This is a genomic window from Candidatus Methylobacter favarea (genome assembly GCF_902806695.1).
Lineage (GTDB): Bacteria > Pseudomonadota > Gammaproteobacteria > Methylococcales > Methylomonadaceae > Methylobacter_B > Methylobacter_B favarea.
Genome location: NZ_CADCXN010000046.1, coordinates 41,170 through 58,766, shown reverse-complemented (window position 1 = coordinate 58,766; position 17,597 = coordinate 41,170). Strand labels below are relative to the sequence as shown.

The 17,597-nt window shown below is 46.9% G+C and carries 17 protein-coding genes; 5 read left to right on the top strand and 12 right to left on the bottom strand.

Annotated elements, in window-relative coordinates:
• Window positions 1–401: 401 nt before the first annotated feature.
• Window positions 402–2,618, bottom strand: coding sequence for a bifunctional SulP family inorganic anion transporter/carbonic anhydrase (locus HUX64_RS04950; protein ID WP_246246903.1), 2,217 nt, complete (start codon window positions 2,616–2,618; stop codon window positions 402–404).
• Between the two features lie 37 nt (window positions 2,619–2,655).
• Complete coding sequence (locus HUX64_RS04945; RefSeq protein WP_174625128.1) at window positions 2,656–4,206, bottom strand: SulP family inorganic anion transporter; 1,551 nt, start codon at window positions 4,204–4,206, stop codon at window positions 2,656–2,658.
• Window positions 4,207–4,755: 549 nt separating this feature from the next.
• Between HUX64_RS04945 and HUX64_RS04940 the strand changes: the two genes are divergently transcribed.
• Window positions 4,756–5,862, top strand: a complete 1,107-nt coding sequence (locus tag HUX64_RS04940) for an AI-2E family transporter (RefSeq protein WP_174625127.1) — start codon at window positions 4,756–4,758, stop codon at window positions 5,860–5,862.
• Here the strand turns inward: HUX64_RS04940 and dapE are convergent.
• From dapE to HUX64_RS04890, 10 genes are all read right to left on the bottom strand, one after another.
• Window positions 5,856–7,007 (bottom strand): succinyl-diaminopimelate desuccinylase, encoded by a 1,152-nt coding sequence (gene dapE, locus HUX64_RS04935; protein WP_174625126.1) that lies wholly within the window; start codon window positions 7,005–7,007, stop codon window positions 5,856–5,858. The genes HUX64_RS04940 and dapE overlap by 7 nt on opposite strands.
• On the bottom strand, window positions 7,004–7,345 hold the full coding sequence (locus HUX64_RS04930) for an ArsC family reductase (RefSeq protein ID WP_174625125.1): 342 nt from the start codon (window positions 7,343–7,345) through the stop codon (window positions 7,004–7,006). The genes dapE and HUX64_RS04930 overlap by 4 nt, the downstream gene beginning before the upstream one ends.
• An 8-nt stretch (window positions 7,346–7,353) precedes the next feature.
• Window positions 7,354–7,596: a hypothetical protein gene (locus tag HUX64_RS04925; RefSeq protein WP_174625124.1), complete on the bottom strand. Its 243-nt coding sequence runs from the start codon at window positions 7,594–7,596 to the stop codon at window positions 7,354–7,356.
• A 100-nt stretch (window positions 7,597–7,696) separates the two neighbouring features.
• Window positions 7,697–8,179, bottom strand: coding sequence for a YehS family protein (locus HUX64_RS04920; RefSeq protein WP_174625123.1), 483 nt, complete (start codon window positions 8,177–8,179; stop codon window positions 7,697–7,699).
• Between the two features lie 131 nt (window positions 8,180–8,310).
• The gene (locus HUX64_RS04915) at window positions 8,311–8,598 is read right to left on the bottom strand and encodes an MT-A70 family methyltransferase (protein ID WP_246246905.1); all 288 of its coding nucleotides are present in this window, start codon (window positions 8,596–8,598) and stop codon (window positions 8,311–8,313) included.
• A gap of 106 nt (window positions 8,599–8,704) precedes the next feature.
• Window positions 8,705–9,328 carry an HNH endonuclease gene (locus HUX64_RS04910; protein ID WP_174625122.1) on the bottom strand — a complete coding sequence of 208 codons (624 nt, stop codon included), beginning with the start codon at window positions 9,326–9,328 and terminating at the stop codon, window positions 8,705–8,707.
• A 32-nt stretch (window positions 9,329–9,360) separates the two neighbouring features.
• Window positions 9,361–10,179, bottom strand: a complete 819-nt coding sequence (gene dapD / locus HUX64_RS04905) for a 2,3,4,5-tetrahydropyridine-2,6-dicarboxylate N-succinyltransferase (RefSeq protein WP_174625121.1) — start codon at window positions 10,177–10,179, stop codon at window positions 9,361–9,363.
• 11 nt (window positions 10,180–10,190) lie between these two features.
• Window positions 10,191–11,429: a succinyldiaminopimelate transaminase gene (dapC, locus tag HUX64_RS04900; protein WP_174625120.1), complete on the bottom strand. Its 1,239-nt coding sequence runs from the start codon at window positions 11,427–11,429 to the stop codon at window positions 10,191–10,193.
• Window positions 11,430–11,438: 9 nt separating this feature from the next.
• Window positions 11,439–12,221, bottom strand: coding sequence for a M48 family metallopeptidase (locus HUX64_RS04895; protein WP_174625119.1), 783 nt, complete (start codon window positions 12,219–12,221; stop codon window positions 11,439–11,441).
• A gap of 443 nt (window positions 12,222–12,664) precedes the next feature.
• Window positions 12,665–13,480, bottom strand: coding sequence for a hypothetical protein (locus tag HUX64_RS04890; protein ID WP_174625118.1), 816 nt, complete (start codon window positions 13,478–13,480; stop codon window positions 12,665–12,667).
• 493 nt (window positions 13,481–13,973) lie between these two features.
• Between HUX64_RS04890 and HUX64_RS04885 the strand changes: the two genes are divergently transcribed.
• The 4 genes from HUX64_RS04885 to HUX64_RS04870 all read left to right on the top strand — a co-directional run bounded on the left by HUX64_RS04885 (window position 13,974) and on the right by HUX64_RS04870 (window position 17,593).
• Entirely contained in the window at window positions 13,974–15,440 is a 1,467-nt protein-coding gene (locus HUX64_RS04885; protein ID WP_174625117.1) for an NAD(P)H-hydrate dehydratase, read from the top strand.
• Complete coding sequence (gene tsaE, locus HUX64_RS04880) at window positions 15,437–15,859, top strand: tRNA (adenosine(37)-N6)-threonylcarbamoyltransferase complex ATPase subunit type 1 TsaE (RefSeq protein ID WP_174625116.1); 423 nt, start codon at window positions 15,437–15,439, stop codon at window positions 15,857–15,859. Before HUX64_RS04885 ends, tsaE begins: the two co-directional genes overlap by 4 nt.
• Window positions 15,860–15,984: 125 nt before the next feature.
• The gene (locus HUX64_RS04875) at window positions 15,985–17,151 is read left to right on the top strand and encodes an N-acetylmuramoyl-L-alanine amidase (protein ID WP_246246902.1); all 1,167 of its coding nucleotides are present in this window, start codon (window positions 15,985–15,987) and stop codon (window positions 17,149–17,151) included.
• A gap of 304 nt (window positions 17,152–17,455) precedes the next feature.
• Window positions 17,456–17,593, top strand: a complete 138-nt coding sequence (locus HUX64_RS04870; RefSeq protein ID WP_174625114.1) for a hypothetical protein — start codon at window positions 17,456–17,458, stop codon at window positions 17,591–17,593.
• Window positions 17,594–17,597: the final 4 nt, after the last annotated feature.

Genomic DNA, 17,597 nt, shown 5'->3' with positions numbered 1-17,597 from the left:
CCACGGGCCCCGCTACACATCGCGAAACATCACAGGGATTGTTGTTTAAGCTCTTCATAGGAATTGCCTCTTAGCGTTATTGGAGAGGTTCAAATTATAGGCAGCGTTAGTGACAGGATGATTAAGAGGACAATGCGGGCGTTTTTTAGCCGAACGCCGCAAATGGTAAAAATAGGCAACAGCTAATATATAGATGCCTTTAAATTCAATGTTTTGCCAAGCTATTAATGCGGTTTGGCTAAACCGAACGAAACCTGATTCGGTTGGCCGTTGACAACGCTGTGTTCACGCATCTGCCCACTTTCTTCTGCCGCTTGCCGCTCTACGACGAAGGCGGCTTTATTGATTGTTGAATGGAATTTACAAGCTGGAGGGACGAATGCAGTGATTTTTTAATCAGTTTAAATACCCGAGTAAAAACGCACTTTACCGGTTTCAATATCGTACATGCCGCCGACTATGCCGATTTCACCGGTTTTTTCCATCGCCTCCAGCACCGGACTTCTGCTACGGATTTGTTCGACAGTTAACTGTACATTTCTGTCCGCCACTTTTTGCACAAAAGCACAGGAGTTGCCGGTAATGTTTGAAGTCGCTTCCGCCAGAACAGAATCAACAGCCGGCTTGATCTTGTTCAGCAGTGCGGTCAAGTGATCCAGCTTGACATCAGCGCAAGCCCCTTTAATAGCGCCGCAGTGTGAATGTCCCAGCACCACAACCAGTTTGGAGCCGGCCAGTTTGCAGGCGAATTCCATGCTGCCCAGGATATCCTCATTGATGACATTGCCCGCTACCCTGGCGCTGAATACATCACCCAAACCCTGATCAAAAATCAGTTCAACGGAGGTGCGCGAATCCACGCAACTAAGAATAATGGCAATCGGGAATTGGCCCTGCCGGGTGTCATTAACCTGCTCCAGCAGATTTCGATGCGATTCCAGATTGTTGACAAAACGCTGATTGCCTTCTTCCAGCAGCGCCAAGACTTTGGCCGGCGTTAATGATTGCCGGGAATCATAGGTTTGCGGCCTCGCAAATTCGACGGGCTGGAGCACGCCGTAGCCGCGCAGATTTTCAATAGTCAGTTTGATATGCTTCAGTTCAGCCTCGATTTTGAAGTTTTGAATAATTTCAAAGACATCATAATCAATATATTTTGAACGGCTTGCATCAATAATGACCTCTGAAAAGGGCCGAAGCTGCTCCAGAGTCTGTTTGATATTGGCTTTATTAAGAAATGAGACATGCTCAGATAATCGAAGTACGGTTTTATTGTCAAAGTGCTGTTCATGAAAGTAAAAAGCGCTTTTATAGTTTTCCAGCAATATTGAAAATAAAGCCGTCGTCAGACCAATCGCCAAGCCTGTCAGCATGTCGGTAAAAACCAGCCCAAGAATGGTGGCGCAGAACGGGATGAAATGATACATGCCGGTCTTGTACATGATTTTAAAAGTATCGGGTCTGGCCAGCTTATAACCCAGCACCAGTAAAATAGCGGCCAGACTGGCCAAAGGAATTTTGCTAAGCAGGGCGGGAATAAAGACTACGCTAACCAATAGCAGGAAGCCTTGAATAATGCCGGCTGCCTTGGTTTTTGCGCCGGCTTGAACATTCATGGAACTGCGTGGAATCACCTGCGCGAGCGGCAAGCCGCCAATCAATCCCGAACTGATATTGCCGATACCCTGAATAATAAGTTCCCGGTTTGCGGGTGTTGCTCTTCTGGAAGGATCAAGTTTATCAATAGCTTCTACAGACAGCAGTGTTTCCAGACTCGCTACAATCGCCAGAGTTAACGCGGTCAGATAAATTTTCGGATCGGCAAGTTGGGAAAAATCAGGAAAATGAAGCTGATTCAGTAAATCGGCGCCATTCCTGACAACCGGAATCATGACCAGATGAGCGTCTTTAAGCGCCAAGTCAGGATAAAGGTTTTGCAGCATTTGATTCATTAACACGCCGCTGATAATTACCAGCAAAACTCCCGGGAACAGTTGAAAAAAGCGCTGCTGTTTTAGCCGGCGCTTTTCCCATAACACAAGTATCATCAGCGATAGCGAAGAAATCAGAAGTGCAGCCGGAGAAATAAACGCCAGCATGTGCAGTAACTCCGAAAAAGAAGAGTAGCTATCGGCCTGAAAAAAGGAGAGATCGCCTTCGTAATCGCGGTCATAGCCAATAATATGCGGAATCTGCTTGAGAAAAATAATAATGCCTATCCCTGCCAGCAAACCATCAATAACAGATGAGGGAAAGTAATAGGCAATAACCCCGGCTTTGGCAAAACCCATGATTATTTGAAAAACGCCTACTAACACCAGGATCAGCAGAAAAGCACTGAAGCCGAATTCCTGTATGGCCGTTAGGACAATGACGGACAGAGCTGCAGACGGCCCGCTGATGCCCAAAGAAGAGCCGCTTAAAGGCGCAACGATTAACCCGCCGACAATGCCGGCAATCAATCCCGAGAACAGCGGCGCCCCGGATGCCAATGCGATGCCCAGCGACAATGGCAAAGCCACCAGAAATACGGCGATACCGGCGGGAATGTCGAATTTTAAGCTGACAACCATCCCTCTTGTCCGCGCAGATAATTTTGACAGTTGATTACCCGTCATTTTTACCGGTCCTGTCTGCGAAATTCACTGGTATTGCTTAGGCCGCTTGTGATTGAATTTCCTGTTTTCCGTGCAAATCACCGCGGATTTCTACTGTGATATTATCCTCATGCGCGCCTTGTAGAAAATCCTCGATGGTTTCAAGGATGTCATGATCAATAAACTGGGTATTGGAAGTATCGATCAATACCGTGCTGTTCGCATTAATCTGACTGAGAAATTTTCTGAGCAATGCTTTATTTAAAAAGGAAACATCTTTATTTAGAGACAGCAGATAATGGTTTTTTTTCCGAGTCATCGTAATAGCAGCGTGATAGTTCGCCCGAATCACAAAATACAAACCGACGCCGATGCCGATGAGGATGCCTTGTAATAAGTCGCTTATTAAAATCGCGATAATGGTTGCAGCGAACGGGATAAATTGATTCCAGCCTTTCCGGTAAAACTCCATGAATAATTTCGGTTTGGCCAGCTTGTATCCGGTTTGCAGAAGAATGGCGGCCAGACAGGCCAGAGGAATTTTATTAAGGAATTGAGCAAAAAACATCACGCTCAACAGCAGCAGTATGCCGTGCAAAAAAGAGGAAACCTTGGTCTGCCCGCCCGCATTGATATTAGCCGAGCTGCGCACGATAACAGCGGTAATCGGAAGGCCGCCGATCAGTCCGCTGATCAGATTGCCAACGCCCTGGGCTTTCAGTTCGCGATTCGTTGGCGCGATGCGTTTTAACGGATCCAGTTTGTCAACAGCTTCCAGGCTGAGCAGCGTTTCAAGGCTGGCAATAATGGCAATGGTTACAGCGGCGATATAAACTTGAGGATTATTTAAAAAACTGAAATCCGGAAATGAGAAATTATTGAAAAATTCGTGTGTGTTTTCTGGGACCGGCAAAGACACCAGATGTTTTCCGGTAATAGCCCAGGCGGGTGCAAACTTCTGGGCTACAGCATTGTATAAAATACCCCAACTCACTACGATCAAGGGGCCGGGAATCAGTCGTAACAGTGAAAACCGCTTGAACAGTGAGGTTTCCCATAAGATAAGAATCAGTATAGCAACACCGGTCACGACTGTTGCGCCGGGTGAAACAGAGCCGAATGAACTGATCAGCTCTTGAAAACTGGATGTCGCCGTTTCCTGCATATAGCTTTCATCTCCTTCAAAACTGATTTCGTAACCTACGGCATGAGGAAACTGTTTGATAATCAGAATCAAACCAATCGCCGCCAGCATGCCTCTAATGACGGAAGCAGGGAAAAAAGCCCCAATTATGCCGGCTTTAAAATAGCCTAACGCGAACTGAAGAATGCCCGCCAGCACTAGACTGGTCAAAAAACCGGAAAAACTGCCCAGCTGCTCAATGGCATTGAGTACGATAACGGTCAGGCCGGCTGCAGGGCCCGAAACGCTAAGCTGGGAACCGCTGGCCCAGGAAATGAAAATACCGCCGACAAAGCCGGCGATCAGCCCGGAAAATAACGGTGCGCCTGAAGCCAGGGCAATGCCCAGACAAAGCGGTAAAGCCACCAAAAATACTACAATGCTGGCTGGAATATCGTGTTTTAAATGGCTTAAATAGTAATTCATAGATTTATTGATCTGTTAAATGCTGTATTTTAATCTTTTAGCAATAAGGTAACATTCCTTGGGGATGAAGCCAATAATCGGCGACGGCGTCAACGATGCGCCGGCTTTAAAAAGCGCAGATTTAGGCTAGCGATGGGCATCATCGATAGCGACGATGGCTGTCGGTACGCTGGGTGTTCTATAGGGTTTGGCAAACCGCGAGCCTGAACATGCCGGAACCTTGGCTTTCACAACTTTTGTGCTGTTTCAGGTATTCAATGTTTTCAATGCCTGAGCTGAAAAAAGCAGCGCTTTTAAGCTGCATTTTTTCCAGTCAGGTATTCTGGCTGGCCATTGCCTGAGTGATTTTGCTTCAGATAGGAGGCATTCCCTGACCGTTTGCTGAAGTCATATTTCACCCCGCTGCCTGACGCCGGCAAAATGGGGCCATCGACGGCTGTCGCTGCGTCTGTACGGCTGCTTGAGGAATTGCGCAGGTTATTGGGAATAGTCGGTCGTAAAGTAATATATTTAAGCCCCAGGTTTTTTGAAAATTAAAGTTATCGACTAATGAGTGAATTATTAAGTGAAAAACCCATTCGCTATCTTATCCCCGGCATTCTATTGGCGGGTCTTTTATGGCTGGGCTTTATGGTGTTGCGCGAGTTTTTGTTCACCTTGACCTGGGCATTGATCCTAGCTTATGTCATGTGGCCTCCCTACCGTTTATTGAGAAGCCGGCTTAAAGGCAGAGCGACTCTCAGCGCCGCAGTGATGACGGGAATTATTGCAGTGGTTATTTTTATGACTGTTTACTGGCTTGGCGCCATGCTGCAAGTTGAAATAAAAATCGCCTATCAAACACTGGCCTATAACTTTGTTCAAGGCCCATTGCGGCTGCCGGACTTTATCAGTCACATTCCCGGCTTAGGCAAGTATTTACAGGAATGGCTGGACCGGTTGAACAATGACCGAATGGAAGTCGCCGGGCAACTGGCCAATTGGGCGCGGCAGTGGCTGGGACAATTTGCCCGCTTCCTCGGCGGTATCGGCGGCTACCTGCTGAGGCTGGGAGTTATTTTAACTACGGTGTTTTTTTGCTTTCGCGACGGCGACGAAGTGCTGCGGCAATTACACCAGGGACTGGTCCGTTTTCTCGGAAAATATCAGCATGTTTATCTGCAAGCGGCCGGCGATACGACCCGCGCCGTAGTATACGGGCTGGTGCTGGCGGCATTGGCGCAGGGCATAATGGCCGGATTGGGCTATGCCGTAGCCGGCGTCAAGGCGCCGGTACTGTTTGGCGCCATTACCGCGCTATTGGCGATGCTTCCTATGGGTGCCACCTTGGTGTGGATGCCTATTGGCATTACACTGATACTCACAGATCAGTTTTGGCCGGGAATTGGACTGTTGCTGTGGGGGGTTTTGGTTGTTAGCACGGTGGACAATGTTATTCGTCCGATAGTGATCAGCGGCGCCAGCAGAGTGCCATTTCTAGTTGTCCTGTTCGGTGTGTTGGGCGGACTGACGGCCTTCGGCATGGTCGGACTTTTTTTAGGTCCGGTGATTCTGTCCGTATTGCTGGCCGTATGGCAGGCCTGGTTGAAGCAGCAGCGGCAAGATGAAACTGCGGTCGAAAACCCTGGGGAAGAAGGCGGAAATAAGGGTCAATAATCGATCCTATCGGTCCTTGAGCTTAACAAATTAATCAATATGTTCTCATAAATCATTGATAATGTGTCCAGGTCTTCCACGCCGATATTTTCATTGATTTTATGAATGCTTTCATTCAGCGGGCCGAGCTCAATAATCTGGGCGCCGGTCGGTGCAATAAAACGGCCGTCGGACGTGCCGCCGCCGGTATCGTCAACCGGGTCAATTCCGGTAACGGTTTTTATGGCGGCGTGGGCGGCATCAATTAATGCGCCCTTTTCAGTTAAAAACGGATTGCCGGACAAACGCCATTGCAACTCGTAGTTAAAACCGTATTTATCCAGAATGGCGCAAGTGCGCTGTTTAATGGTTTCTTCGTCGAGCTCGGTGCAAAAGCGCAGGTTAAAGTGGATTTCCAGGCTGCTGGGGATAATATTTTCGGCTCCGGTTCCGGCATTAATGTTGGAAATCTGCAGGCTGGTCGCCGGAAAAAACCTGTTGCCCTGATCCCAGATTTCTTCGGTCAGTTCCTTTAAAGCCGGTGCAAACGTATGAATCGGGTTTTCAGCCAGTTCAGGATAGGCGACATGCCCCTGAATGCCCGCTACAGTTAATCTGGCGCACAACGAGCCCCGCCTGCCGATGCGAATCACATCGCCGATCTTTTTATCACTCGAGGGTTCGCCGACCAGGCACCAGTCTATTTTTTCATTGCGCCGCTCCAGAACTTCAATGACTTTAACCACCCCATTCGCAGCTATGCCTTCTTCATCGCTGGTCAGCATGATAGCGATAGAGCCTTGATGGTCAGGGTGGGTGGCAATAAAGCGTTCAACGGCAGTAACAAATGCGGCGATACCTCCTTTCATATCCGCTGCGCCGCGGCCATAAAGTTTGCCGTAGCGAACAGTCGGCTCAAAAGGCGGTGAAATCCAGGCTTCCAGCGGACCTGCAGGCACCACATCGGTATGGCCGAGGAAAGTAAACAGCGGTAAGGCATTGCCGCGTCTAAGCCAGATATTTTGAGTATCGGCAAAATCCAGCCGTTCTTCGGTGAAGCCCAGCCTGACCAGGCTTTCCGCCAGCATATTCTGGCATCCGCCATCGTGCGGCGTTACCGATTCACGACGAATGAGATCTTTAAGGAGTTCCAGGGTTTTGCTCATAGCTCGGCTTTATAGGTATCGGCTTTAAATCCCAGGATCAGCTTGCTGCCGGTATCCAGAAGGGGACGCTTGATCAGGGTAGGGGTGTTCAGCATTAAGCGGAGGGCTTTTTCCTGAGTGAGCCCGGTTTGCTGTTCGCAATCCAGTTGACGCCAGCTGGCGCTGTTGCGGTTAAGCATGGCGTTCCAGCCCAAACCGGCTTCAAGGCGGCTCAGTTGTTCCAGCGTCAGCCCATCAGTGCGATAGTCATGGAACCGGTAGGCTATGCCGTTTTGATTCAGCCATTGCCGCGCTTTTTTGACGGCATCGCAGTTTTTTATCCCGTAAAGTATGTGCATGGCCTGGCTTATAATTGACTATTAAGCAGCTCGTCAATATCCGGAAGCTGCTTGTCAGTTTTACAGCGGTTTTTATAAAGATCAACGAATTCCATAAAAGCCTGTTCAAGGTCAGCCAGAATCTCTTCTTCATTGTCGCGCTCATCCTCAGGAACATCATCCGAATCCAGATACTCCCGCTGCAGGTCTACTTCGCTGTTGAGAGCCAAAGTAGCGTAAATCATCGCATTATTTGATATTTTTTCGCTCATGGTAGGATTGCCCGATAGTAAATAAAATATAAGATTAATTGCAGGTTGAGTTAGCGTTGCAACCCCATAGTTTATGTCCGGGATTGCGCGTTATGCGCCTCTAGTTGGATGCGCCAGGGTTTCTAAAATGAATCGTAAGACCTTGTAAAAAATTTCTTAGAATTTGATCGCCGCATTCGCGGTAATGTTTGAGCCCTTTTTGTCTGAAAAAAGCGCTGAGCTCACCTTTAGATAATTTAAAATCAGCCAGCTTTAAGGCGTTAAGCATGTCGGCCTCTTTAAATGCGAGGGCTATTCTCAGCTTTTTGAGCATGCTGTTATTGGTTAGCGGTGCTGCAGGTTTTTTCTCCTGTCCGGGCAGGCTTTCCTGTTTGCCTCGTTTGTAAATAATCAGACCGTCTAGAAACTGATCCAGGAGCTTGTTTTTAAGCTCGACGAAACCGGCTTGATTATCCTTCTTAAGCAGCTTGAGTAAATCATCCCGGCTAATCTTTACACCGCTTAATGCAAAGATCTCAATCATGGTCTGGTCGTTAAGATCCAAAGCGTAGCGTAGCCGGCGTAGAACTTCATTGTTAATCATGGGTTTGGCATTGATAGCGTTAGGTTTTACGGACCTTAGAATTGATAAACCCGGCAATTAACGCTAGTTGATTAATCCTCAGCAAATGCCGGGATTATTAACCCGGCCTAGGCCCTGTTCGCAATTGATTTCTATAGAACTTTAGCGGTTTTTTGAAATGGAATAACCGTTGATTGAGAATGATTTGAATATGTTTCCCAGTCAGGAGCATAGTCCTCTGCTTGATTACCCCAAACGAACCAATCTTTTCTCGGCCCTCGCCCGAATAGTTCGATACGAGGCCCGGAACTACACGCTTCTATAAGATCATATTGTTCGTCCGGCTTTCTGCTGTGCTCCCGCTTTCTTGATGAAATAATGTTTTCCCGGCTCCTTCCGGGCTGCAAAGTACGTGCCTTTTTTCCACGAACACCAAACAGAATTATTTCTGTTACATTCCTGAAATAGAAGCCAACTCCTCTTCTATCAGGCCTCCATCTTTACGAATTTTATACCAGATTAAATTGGTTTTATATTTTATTGGATTTAAATCCGAACCACTATTTCTTCAAGTAAAAATTTTTTAACCGACTTTCGTGTTTCTAAATCAGAAAAATGTGCCATACGATGATGATGCGCGCACAATACTGATAAATTCCATATTCTATCTTCACCGCCATGACAAAGAGGAATAATATGATGGACTTCTATATAAGGTTTGCCATCTTCACATAGGAAAGTATTTTTACAATCGTGAAACAAGCAATAATGACCTAATAAATCAATTGCTTGTTTTGCCCATTTAACTTTTCTTACATAAGTTTCAACAAGATACTCTCTTTTTTCAGGTGTTTCTTTAGTCAAGTTAATTGATGAAACTTCTTCCTTTTCGGCGTCAAGTAAATCGATTCCTCTCAACGTATAATGTCCAGTATTATCCAAAAAACTTATTAAGTTATCATCTCTTAAAACTTGGAGTTGTTGCCTTATTTTGGCTTCAGTGTGTTTATTGTTAGGACGATAAGATTGAAATATTTTTAATTTTTCTTTTAAAATTTCTTGCAAAGAAAATGTTCTTGAGCCTGTGTAGTTACAGTGTTCAATAACTTGATGATAAACAAAATCTTTCCATGTCATCCGAATCAATTCCGGGCGTAACTCGATAATCATAAGTTTCCCTTACATCATCCGTATTTGTAAAACTAATCCCTCAACAATTCATTAATCCCCGTTTTGCTGCGCGTCCTTTCATCAACCTGCTTGATAATCACCGCACAATATAAACTGTAGCTGCCGTCTGCCGAGGGCAGGTTGCCGGATACGACTACCGAACCTGACGGAATGCGGCCAAAGCTGACTTCGCGTGTCATGCGGTTGAATATTTTGGTGCTTTGGCCAATAAAAACGCCCATTGAAATAACGCAGCCGTCTTCAACGACGACACCTTCAACGATTTCCGAGCGCGCGCCGATAAAACAGTTGTCGCCGATAATGGTGGGGCCTGCTTGTAAAGGTTCTAAAACGCCGCCGATGCCGACGCCGCCGGATAGATGTACGTTTTTGCCGATTTGCGCGCAGGAGCCGACGGTTACCCAGGTATCAACCATTGTGCCGCTGTCTACGTAAGCGCCGATGTTAACGTAAGAGGGCATTAATATAGCGCTGGGAGCAATGTATGAACCGCGGCGGGCAACCGCATTGGGCACAACGCGCACCCCGGCTTTGGCGAAGTCTTCTTCAGTGTAAGTTGAAAATTTGCTTTCAACTTTATCGTAATAGCGCGTATTGCCGCCATCCATCAGGCGGTTTTCGTTAATCCGGAACCACAGCAGCACGGCTTTTTTTAACCACGGGTTAGTAACCCATTCCCCGTTGATTTTTTCTGCAACTCTGGCAGTGCCGCTATCCAGCATGTTAATAGCTTCTTCAACGGCATTGCGAATTTCTGCAGAAACAGTGGCGGGAGTAAGGCCTGCGCGTTGTTCAAAAGCAGTTTCTATAATATTTTTCGTGTCAGTCATGAGTTGTCTGTTTATAAGGTGTTGAGAAAATTTTTAATTCGATGGGCGGCTTTTATACATTCATCGAGCGGCGCGACCAGAGCGATTCTGACATGGTTCATACCGGGATTTATGCCGGCAGATTCACGCGATAGATAACTGCCTGGCAACACCGTGACATTCTCCTGGGCAAAAAGCCTTTGGGCAAATTCGGTATCGGAAATCCCTGCCAGTTCCCCTTTGTCAAGGGAGGAAGCCGAAGGCCGGGGGATTTTGAGCCAGACATAGAAACCGGCCGCAGGTTTGTTGATTGTGCAAACATCGGCAAGAATGGTGAGGAAAGCCGTAAATTTGTCACGGTAGTGCTGCCGGTTTTCCTGAACATGCGTTTCATCGTGCCAGGCCATAATGCTGGCATGCTGCGTGGGTAAGGGCATGGCGCAGCCGTGATAGGTGCGGTACTGAAAGTAGGGTTTCAAAATTTCAGCATCGCCGGCGACAAAGCCTGATCTTAAGCCCGGCGCATTGGAACGTTTGGATAAGCTGTGGAACACAACGCAGCGTCTAAAAGCGCTGTTGCCCATGGCGAAAGCTGTTTGCAGCAAGCCGGCGGGCGGATTGCTTTCGTCATCATACAGTTCGCTATAACATTCATCCGAAGCAATCACAAAATCATGTTTTTCTGCCAGATTAATCAGTTTTTCATGACTGGCCTGAGAAATCACTGACCCGGACGGATTGCCGGGCGAGCAAATATAAATCAACTGGCATCTTTGCCATATTTCTTCAGGCACCGAATCAAAATCCGCTAAATAACCGGATTCTTCCAGCGTATTCAGGTAATAAGGCTCTGCGCCCGCCAATAGCGCCGCGCCTTCATAAATCTGATAGAAGGGGTTAGGCATGATAACAACAGGTTTTTTTGTCGTATCAATAACACACTGGGCAAAGGAGAATAAAGCTTCGCGGGTGCCGCTGACCGGTAATATCTGCGTTTCAGGATCAATAAAATCGGCCGGGATATGAAACCTTCTGGCCAGCCAAATAGCAATTGCCAGCCTGAGCTCCGGCAAGCCTTTCGTGCCGGGATATTTTGCCAATTCCTCTAAATGAGCGGCCAGGGCTTCATGAATAAAAGGGGGAATATCATGGCCGGGCTCCCCTATCGACAAGACAATCGGGGGTTTATCGATGGGGGGAACGATTCCCGATTTGAGCTGCGCGAGCTTCTCAAACGGATAGGCATGCAAATATTTTAGGTTTGGATTCATTGATTACGGCTAAATGCAGTGGGGTTGCTTGCCCGCAGCCTGCGCTTGCTGGAAAAGCGCGAGCGTCTGCGGCATGTGCTGCTCTAAATCGCGGATACGGGTCTCATTTGAAGGGTGAGTCGACAGGAATTCAACGGGCTGCTGGCCTTGAGATGCACGTTCCATTTTTTGCCATAGGGAAATGCTTTGCCTGGGGTCAAAGCCCGCTTTAGCCATTAAATCGACGCCAATGATGTCCGCCTCGCTTTCATGCACGCGGCTGTAAGGCATGAGTATGCCGAATTGTGCGCCAATACCGAGCAGGCCCATAGCTGTTTGTCCCAACGCTGTTTGCGGTGCGCCAATAGCCTGAATTATATTCATGCCCTCGTTTACCGCCAGTTCTTGCGAAGCCCGCTCGTTACTGTGCTTGGCTAGAACATGTCCAACTTCATGACCAATGACCGCAGCTAATTGATCCTGATTATCGACCAGCTTTAGCATGCCGGTATGGACGCCGATTTTATTGCCGGGCAGAGCAAACGCATTAGGCGAGGCGTCTTCAAAGACCACTACTTCCCAACTGCCGCCGGTTTCCTGAGTGATTGCTTTAGCGATGCACTGGGCAATTTGATTGTATTGGGCATTATTGCTGACGGGCTTTTCTTTTTTTAACGCATCAAAAGCCTGCAGGCCCATCTGGTTAACCTGCGTATCAGGCAGAAAAACAAACTGTTTTCGGCCAGTGGGACTGGTAACGCAAGCGCTTGCAAGGAAGCTAATAACTAGAGCAGGAAGAATTTTATTGAACATGGCTGATGACCGGCAGTTTCGGGAATATCGGTCATTTTAACGTAACTTTATTATCTTGGGTTTAAAAATAATAAGGAAGAGCAGGGAAATAGGTTAGCGAAATTGCTCCCGTCTGGAAGGCTGACCGCATGACGGCAAGATTTTAAAAAGGCAGGGTCAGCGTAAAAGTGTCTCGTCCTAAGCTTTTTAAAATTTCCAGCTGATAATTTCAGCATGAAGAATTTTTATTCCTCTTACTCAGTCAATTTATTTATGACGGGTGTTAATTTAAAAGAGCCATTCGTGGTGAGCTTGCCGCTCTATGAACACAAGTTCTTCGACAAGGCTCTCCTGAGTATAACCGAAGGGCTCAAGACGAACGGCATGTTAAAGAGTACTCGTTGCAATAAAAGGGACTGATTACTCTGATTGCGTAAAAATTTCCTTAAAAACGCGCTTATATGTCATGCGTTAATTTTTTCCATACGTTTTTCCATTTCTGCAGCAATCAACTGGTCATAGTGCCGCCGCAATACTGAATCGCTCGGGCAGGGCGGCAGGCCGGACTCAATCTCGGTTCTTAGCCGGCCAAGATAATGGCGTTTAAGTATGGAATCTTGTGGAATTTTCTGTGTTTTTTCAGGTAGTTGATGATTTTTGTTCCCGTATTTGACCTTACTTATCATAGCCTCGGCCGCAGCAATGATTTCCGGCACAATTTCAGCAGCAGCTTCAATAGCAGGAATAACTTCAGGCACAATCTTCGCAATCAGCACTCCGGCTTGCGTATCTGGTTCCTTATTGGACTGTGATAGTTTTTTTTCAGCTAATGATTTTTCATAGCGATTTAAATCAACCATGAGTTGTTGCATTGCTTCGCTTCTTTGTTTATAGCCAATCCAGGCTATAAAAGGTATCACCATGCCAATCAAGGCAAAGATGCCCGACAATACCGCCCATTGCGCATAGCCCTGCTTGATGAGGTAAAGACTCCACCAGGTAAAGCCGATAAATACCGCCATTCCAAAGAGAAGCTGGCCCAGCAATTTGGCACTGGTAATAAACGGGCGATCTGTTTCCAGATAAAATGGCTCAAGTCTTTTTTTTATCAGGTTTTTAAAATCTGCTTCATTACAATTCAGCCGCTTGGCCAGTTCCAGAACTTCAAGGCTGTGTGTGAGTGTGGCCCGCAGCGATGCACTTCTCTGGATCAGTAAAAGAGTGATCAGGGCAATCACAAAAGTTGCAACAAGTGTAATTACGATTTCGAGCGCGATCATAATTCCCCCTTTTTTATTATAGAGAATTCATTAGAGGTAAACCTTCCCCTTTAATCAACACATGGCAACTTTATGCGGATGAAATATCAAGATGAATTCTCCTCTTCGACTCCGGTTGATTTTTATGTTTTTGAATTTACCAGAAACACGTCTGCTGATCTAATAAATTATTTCGGTTTCAGTTAAAAATAATAACTATTTTCTTTATGGATCATTTTTTACTGTCGAGCAGAATATCGCCAGGGCATATTTCCAGAAGCCTTTAACTCACTCAGGCTTTTTTTACCGGAGCTGTTTAAAAATTAGCTGTTTTCTGCCGTTTGTTAAAGGGTCTGTTAAATTTCCATTATGGAATACCGGCGGAACTTAAGGTACCATGAAATCCGTTATCAAGCGGATAAGCGTAGGCAGGCTATTCATTTTAGCCTGGCTATTTTTAATATTAACAGGACTAAAATTAATATTTTAATATGTCTAATCCAGCCAAAACGCCATGCACCCTTTACCCGTAAAGCTATACCGCGCTGAGCAAGTAAAAGAACTGGACCGGATCGCCATACAGGACTGTGGCATTCCCGGTTATGTTTTAATGAGCAGGGCCGGGCATGAAGTCTTTCAGTGCGCGAGATATGGCTGGCCGGAGGCCCGCTCAGTCGCGGTATTTTGCGGCTCTGGCAATAACGCCGGCGATGGCTATATTGCTGCCCGACTTGCCGTTGAAGCGGGCTTGAAAGTAGCCGTTTATACCTTGTCGGCGCCTGAAAAACTTGGCGGCGATGCCTTGACGGCTTATCACCAATATAGGGAAGTTAATGGAACAGTTATTCCGTTTCAGGCTGACCAAGCCATCGATGCAGATGTGATTATTGACGCCTTGTTGGGATCGGGTCTGGATAGGCCGGTCACGGGGCTTTATGCGCAAGCGATTGACATCATCAATAAACACAAGGCTTCTGTTGTTGCGGTTGATATTCCCACAGGCTTGAATCCCGATACCGGCACTGTAATGGGATGCGCGGTAGAAACCGATTGCACGGTTACTTTTATTGGTCTGAAACAGGGTTTATTTACCGGTTTTGCGGCCGATTATTGCGGTAAAATTTCTTATTCCTCATTGGAGGTGCCGGATGATGTTTTTGAAAAAGTGCCATCCGCGGCCCGTCGCATAGTCAAAAAACCTCTGCCGCGCCGTAGCCGCTGCGCACATAAAGGCAACTATGGCCATGTATTAATTATAGGCGGAGAGCGTGGTTATTCGGGTGCGGTTAGACTAGCAGGAGAGGCCGCTTTGCGAACAGGCGCCGGCTTGGCCAGTTTGGCAACCCGATCCGAACATTCAGGAATATTAAACTCAAGCCGGGCCGAGTTAATGTGTCATGGAATAGAAACAGCAGGTCAGTTGACAGGGTTATTGGAAAAAGCCACTGTCATTGCGGCAGGTCCAGGACTCGGACAAAGCGATTGGGCAAAAGAATTGTTTAGCGCCGCGATAAAATCCCGAAAACCGCTCGTAATCGATGCGGATGGCTTGAACCTGCTGGCTAATTCTTCCGTAAAAAAAACTGACTGGATTTTAACCCCGCATCCCGGCGAAGCAGCCCGGCTATTAAAATGTTCCACTGCCAAAATACAGCAGGACAGATTTTCCGCAGTTTCGGCCCTACAGGCCAAATACGGCGGTATTGCCGTGCTTAAAGGGGCGGGAACATTGATTGCCTCTGATGATGAAACGGCGGTGTCTGCCACAGGCAATCCCGGCATGGCTTCAGGCGGTATGGGCGATGTCCTTTCAGGAGTAATTGCGGGTTTACTGGCTCAGGGGTTTTCTCTGAAAGATGCGGCAGAACAAGGTGTTTATATTCATGGGGAAGCGGCCGATTTAGCGGCAGAAAAGAACGGAGAAAGAGGTTTATTGGCCAGCGATTTAATGCCGTTTCTCAGACAATTGATGAATAAATGAAAAGGTTTCTGAAAAGTGCAGAAGAAACAGAGCAGTTTGGCGCACAGCTTTGGCAGCAACTGCCGTCGAAAGGCCTGATTTTTTTACAGGGCGATTTAGGCGCCGGAAAAACCACGCTGGTCAGAGGCTATCTGCATGCTGCTGGTCACATCGGGGCGGTTAAAAGCCCTACTTATACATTAGTGGAAGAATATATGCTAAACGGCCTTAAAATCTTTCATTTTGATCTATACCGGCTTGCCGATCCTGAAGAACTCGAATGGCTGGGCATCAGGGATTATTTTGACCAGGATTGCCTGTGTTTTATTGAATGGCCTGACAAGGGGAAGGGCAGTTTGCCGGAGCCGGACTGGGTTATTACCTTGACTACGGAAGGGGATGGGCGCTGCTTAACTTTGGAAAGCATCCCTAAACAATAAAAATTAATCTAGCGGTTGTATAAAAAACAAAGGCCTATTGCTATAATTTAAACCGGATTATCGTTTTGTGGGTTAGGGCTATGAGAAACTATTACAAGTTACTGTGTATTGTTGGATTACAGTTATTGCCTGTAATTATATATGCCCAGCAAATCCATATTAATTCAGTGCATTACTGGACTACACACAAGCAATCGCGGCTGATGATCGATGTTAGCTCAATGCCTGTATATCGGGTTTCGTTGCTTGAACACCCCCTACGCTTGGTGGTCTCTATACCTGATGCCCGCATAGGACGAGCATTGGCCCAGCCACCGCCATCGGATCCGGTGTTTTCCCGGATAAGGGCGATTCAAAATAAAAACCAGGTAAAAATCACTGCTGATTTAAAAAAATCGGTCAGCACCAAAAGCTACGCCTTGAATCCGAATAAAATGTATGGACATCGCCTGGTTATTGATGTATTTGGCAAAGGCCAGACTAGTTATGCTGGACGGGAAAATAAGGCAATAAACTCATCGGCTGCAAGTAAAACAGTAGCCAGCAGACCAGCTAAATCGATCAAGCTTGCCCAAAGCTATAAAAATATGATTGTGGCCATTGATGCAGGGCATGGCGGAGATGATCCCGGAGCCCTCGGTCCGCGCGGTACCGAAGAAAAAAAGGTGGTCTTTGCAATTGCTAAAAAACTTGAGCAATTAATCAATGCGCAACGTGGGATGAGAGCGGTAATGGTTCGCAAAGGCGACTATTACGTGGATCTTAGAAAAAGAATGCAGATTGCCCGGGCAGCCAAAGCTGATTTATTTATATCGATACATGCCGATGCGTTTGAAAATGCCACTGTCAAAGGCGCTTCTGTTTACACTTTATCCACCAGAGGCGCCTCAAGCGAAGCGGCGCGCTGGCTGGCAAAGAGTGAAAATGCATCGGCTTTGGTCGGCGGGGTGAGTCTTGATGACAAGGATGAAGTTTTAGCTTCGGTGCTGCTGGATTTATCCCAGACAGCAACGCAAGAGGCCAGCTTTAATGTAGCCGGCGAAGTATTAAAGGGCTTTGAAAATATTGGTGAATTGCATTTTGGTTCGGTGCAAAAAGCCGGTTTCCTGGTCTTGAAATCCCCGGATATTCCGTCTATTTTAGTCGAAACCGCTTTTATCTCGAATCCCTCGGAAGAGCGCAAATTGTTGAGCACGCTTTATCAGTCGAAAATAGCGCTGGCTATATTCCGGGGCGTGCGCAATTATTTCAAAGAATATACGCCTTTTAACAGCAGAATAGCCGCGCTTTAGCTATCCGGTTTAAAGCGGAGATTGAAGTCAAGGATGTGAAAACATCCATTAACATCTTTCATCACTTGCCTTTTAATTAAACGACGATCTGCTCGTGCGAACACCTGTGCACAGAGCGCAGCTTTTGTCTGCTCACCGGCAGCGCATGTTAGTGCAGTCATTGAGCAAAAGTGGCACATCCAGGTGACTAGCGCCCGCCTGTATTAAGGGTTCGGCCAATGAGGCTTGCCCACCGTGACTATGGCCCTGCCAATGCAAAAGAACAGGCTCAATCAGCGCCGACTTAAAAAAACAGCACAGCTCAGTGAAGACACCGCTAATTGCCTCGGATGAATTTGCTTTGCAGAGCACGCCTTACAGTCATTACGCCTGGGTTGAGAAAAACACCAAGCCGAAGATGCCGAGCGATGAACGCCACCGGCAAAACTTAACGGTTTTTTGACCGT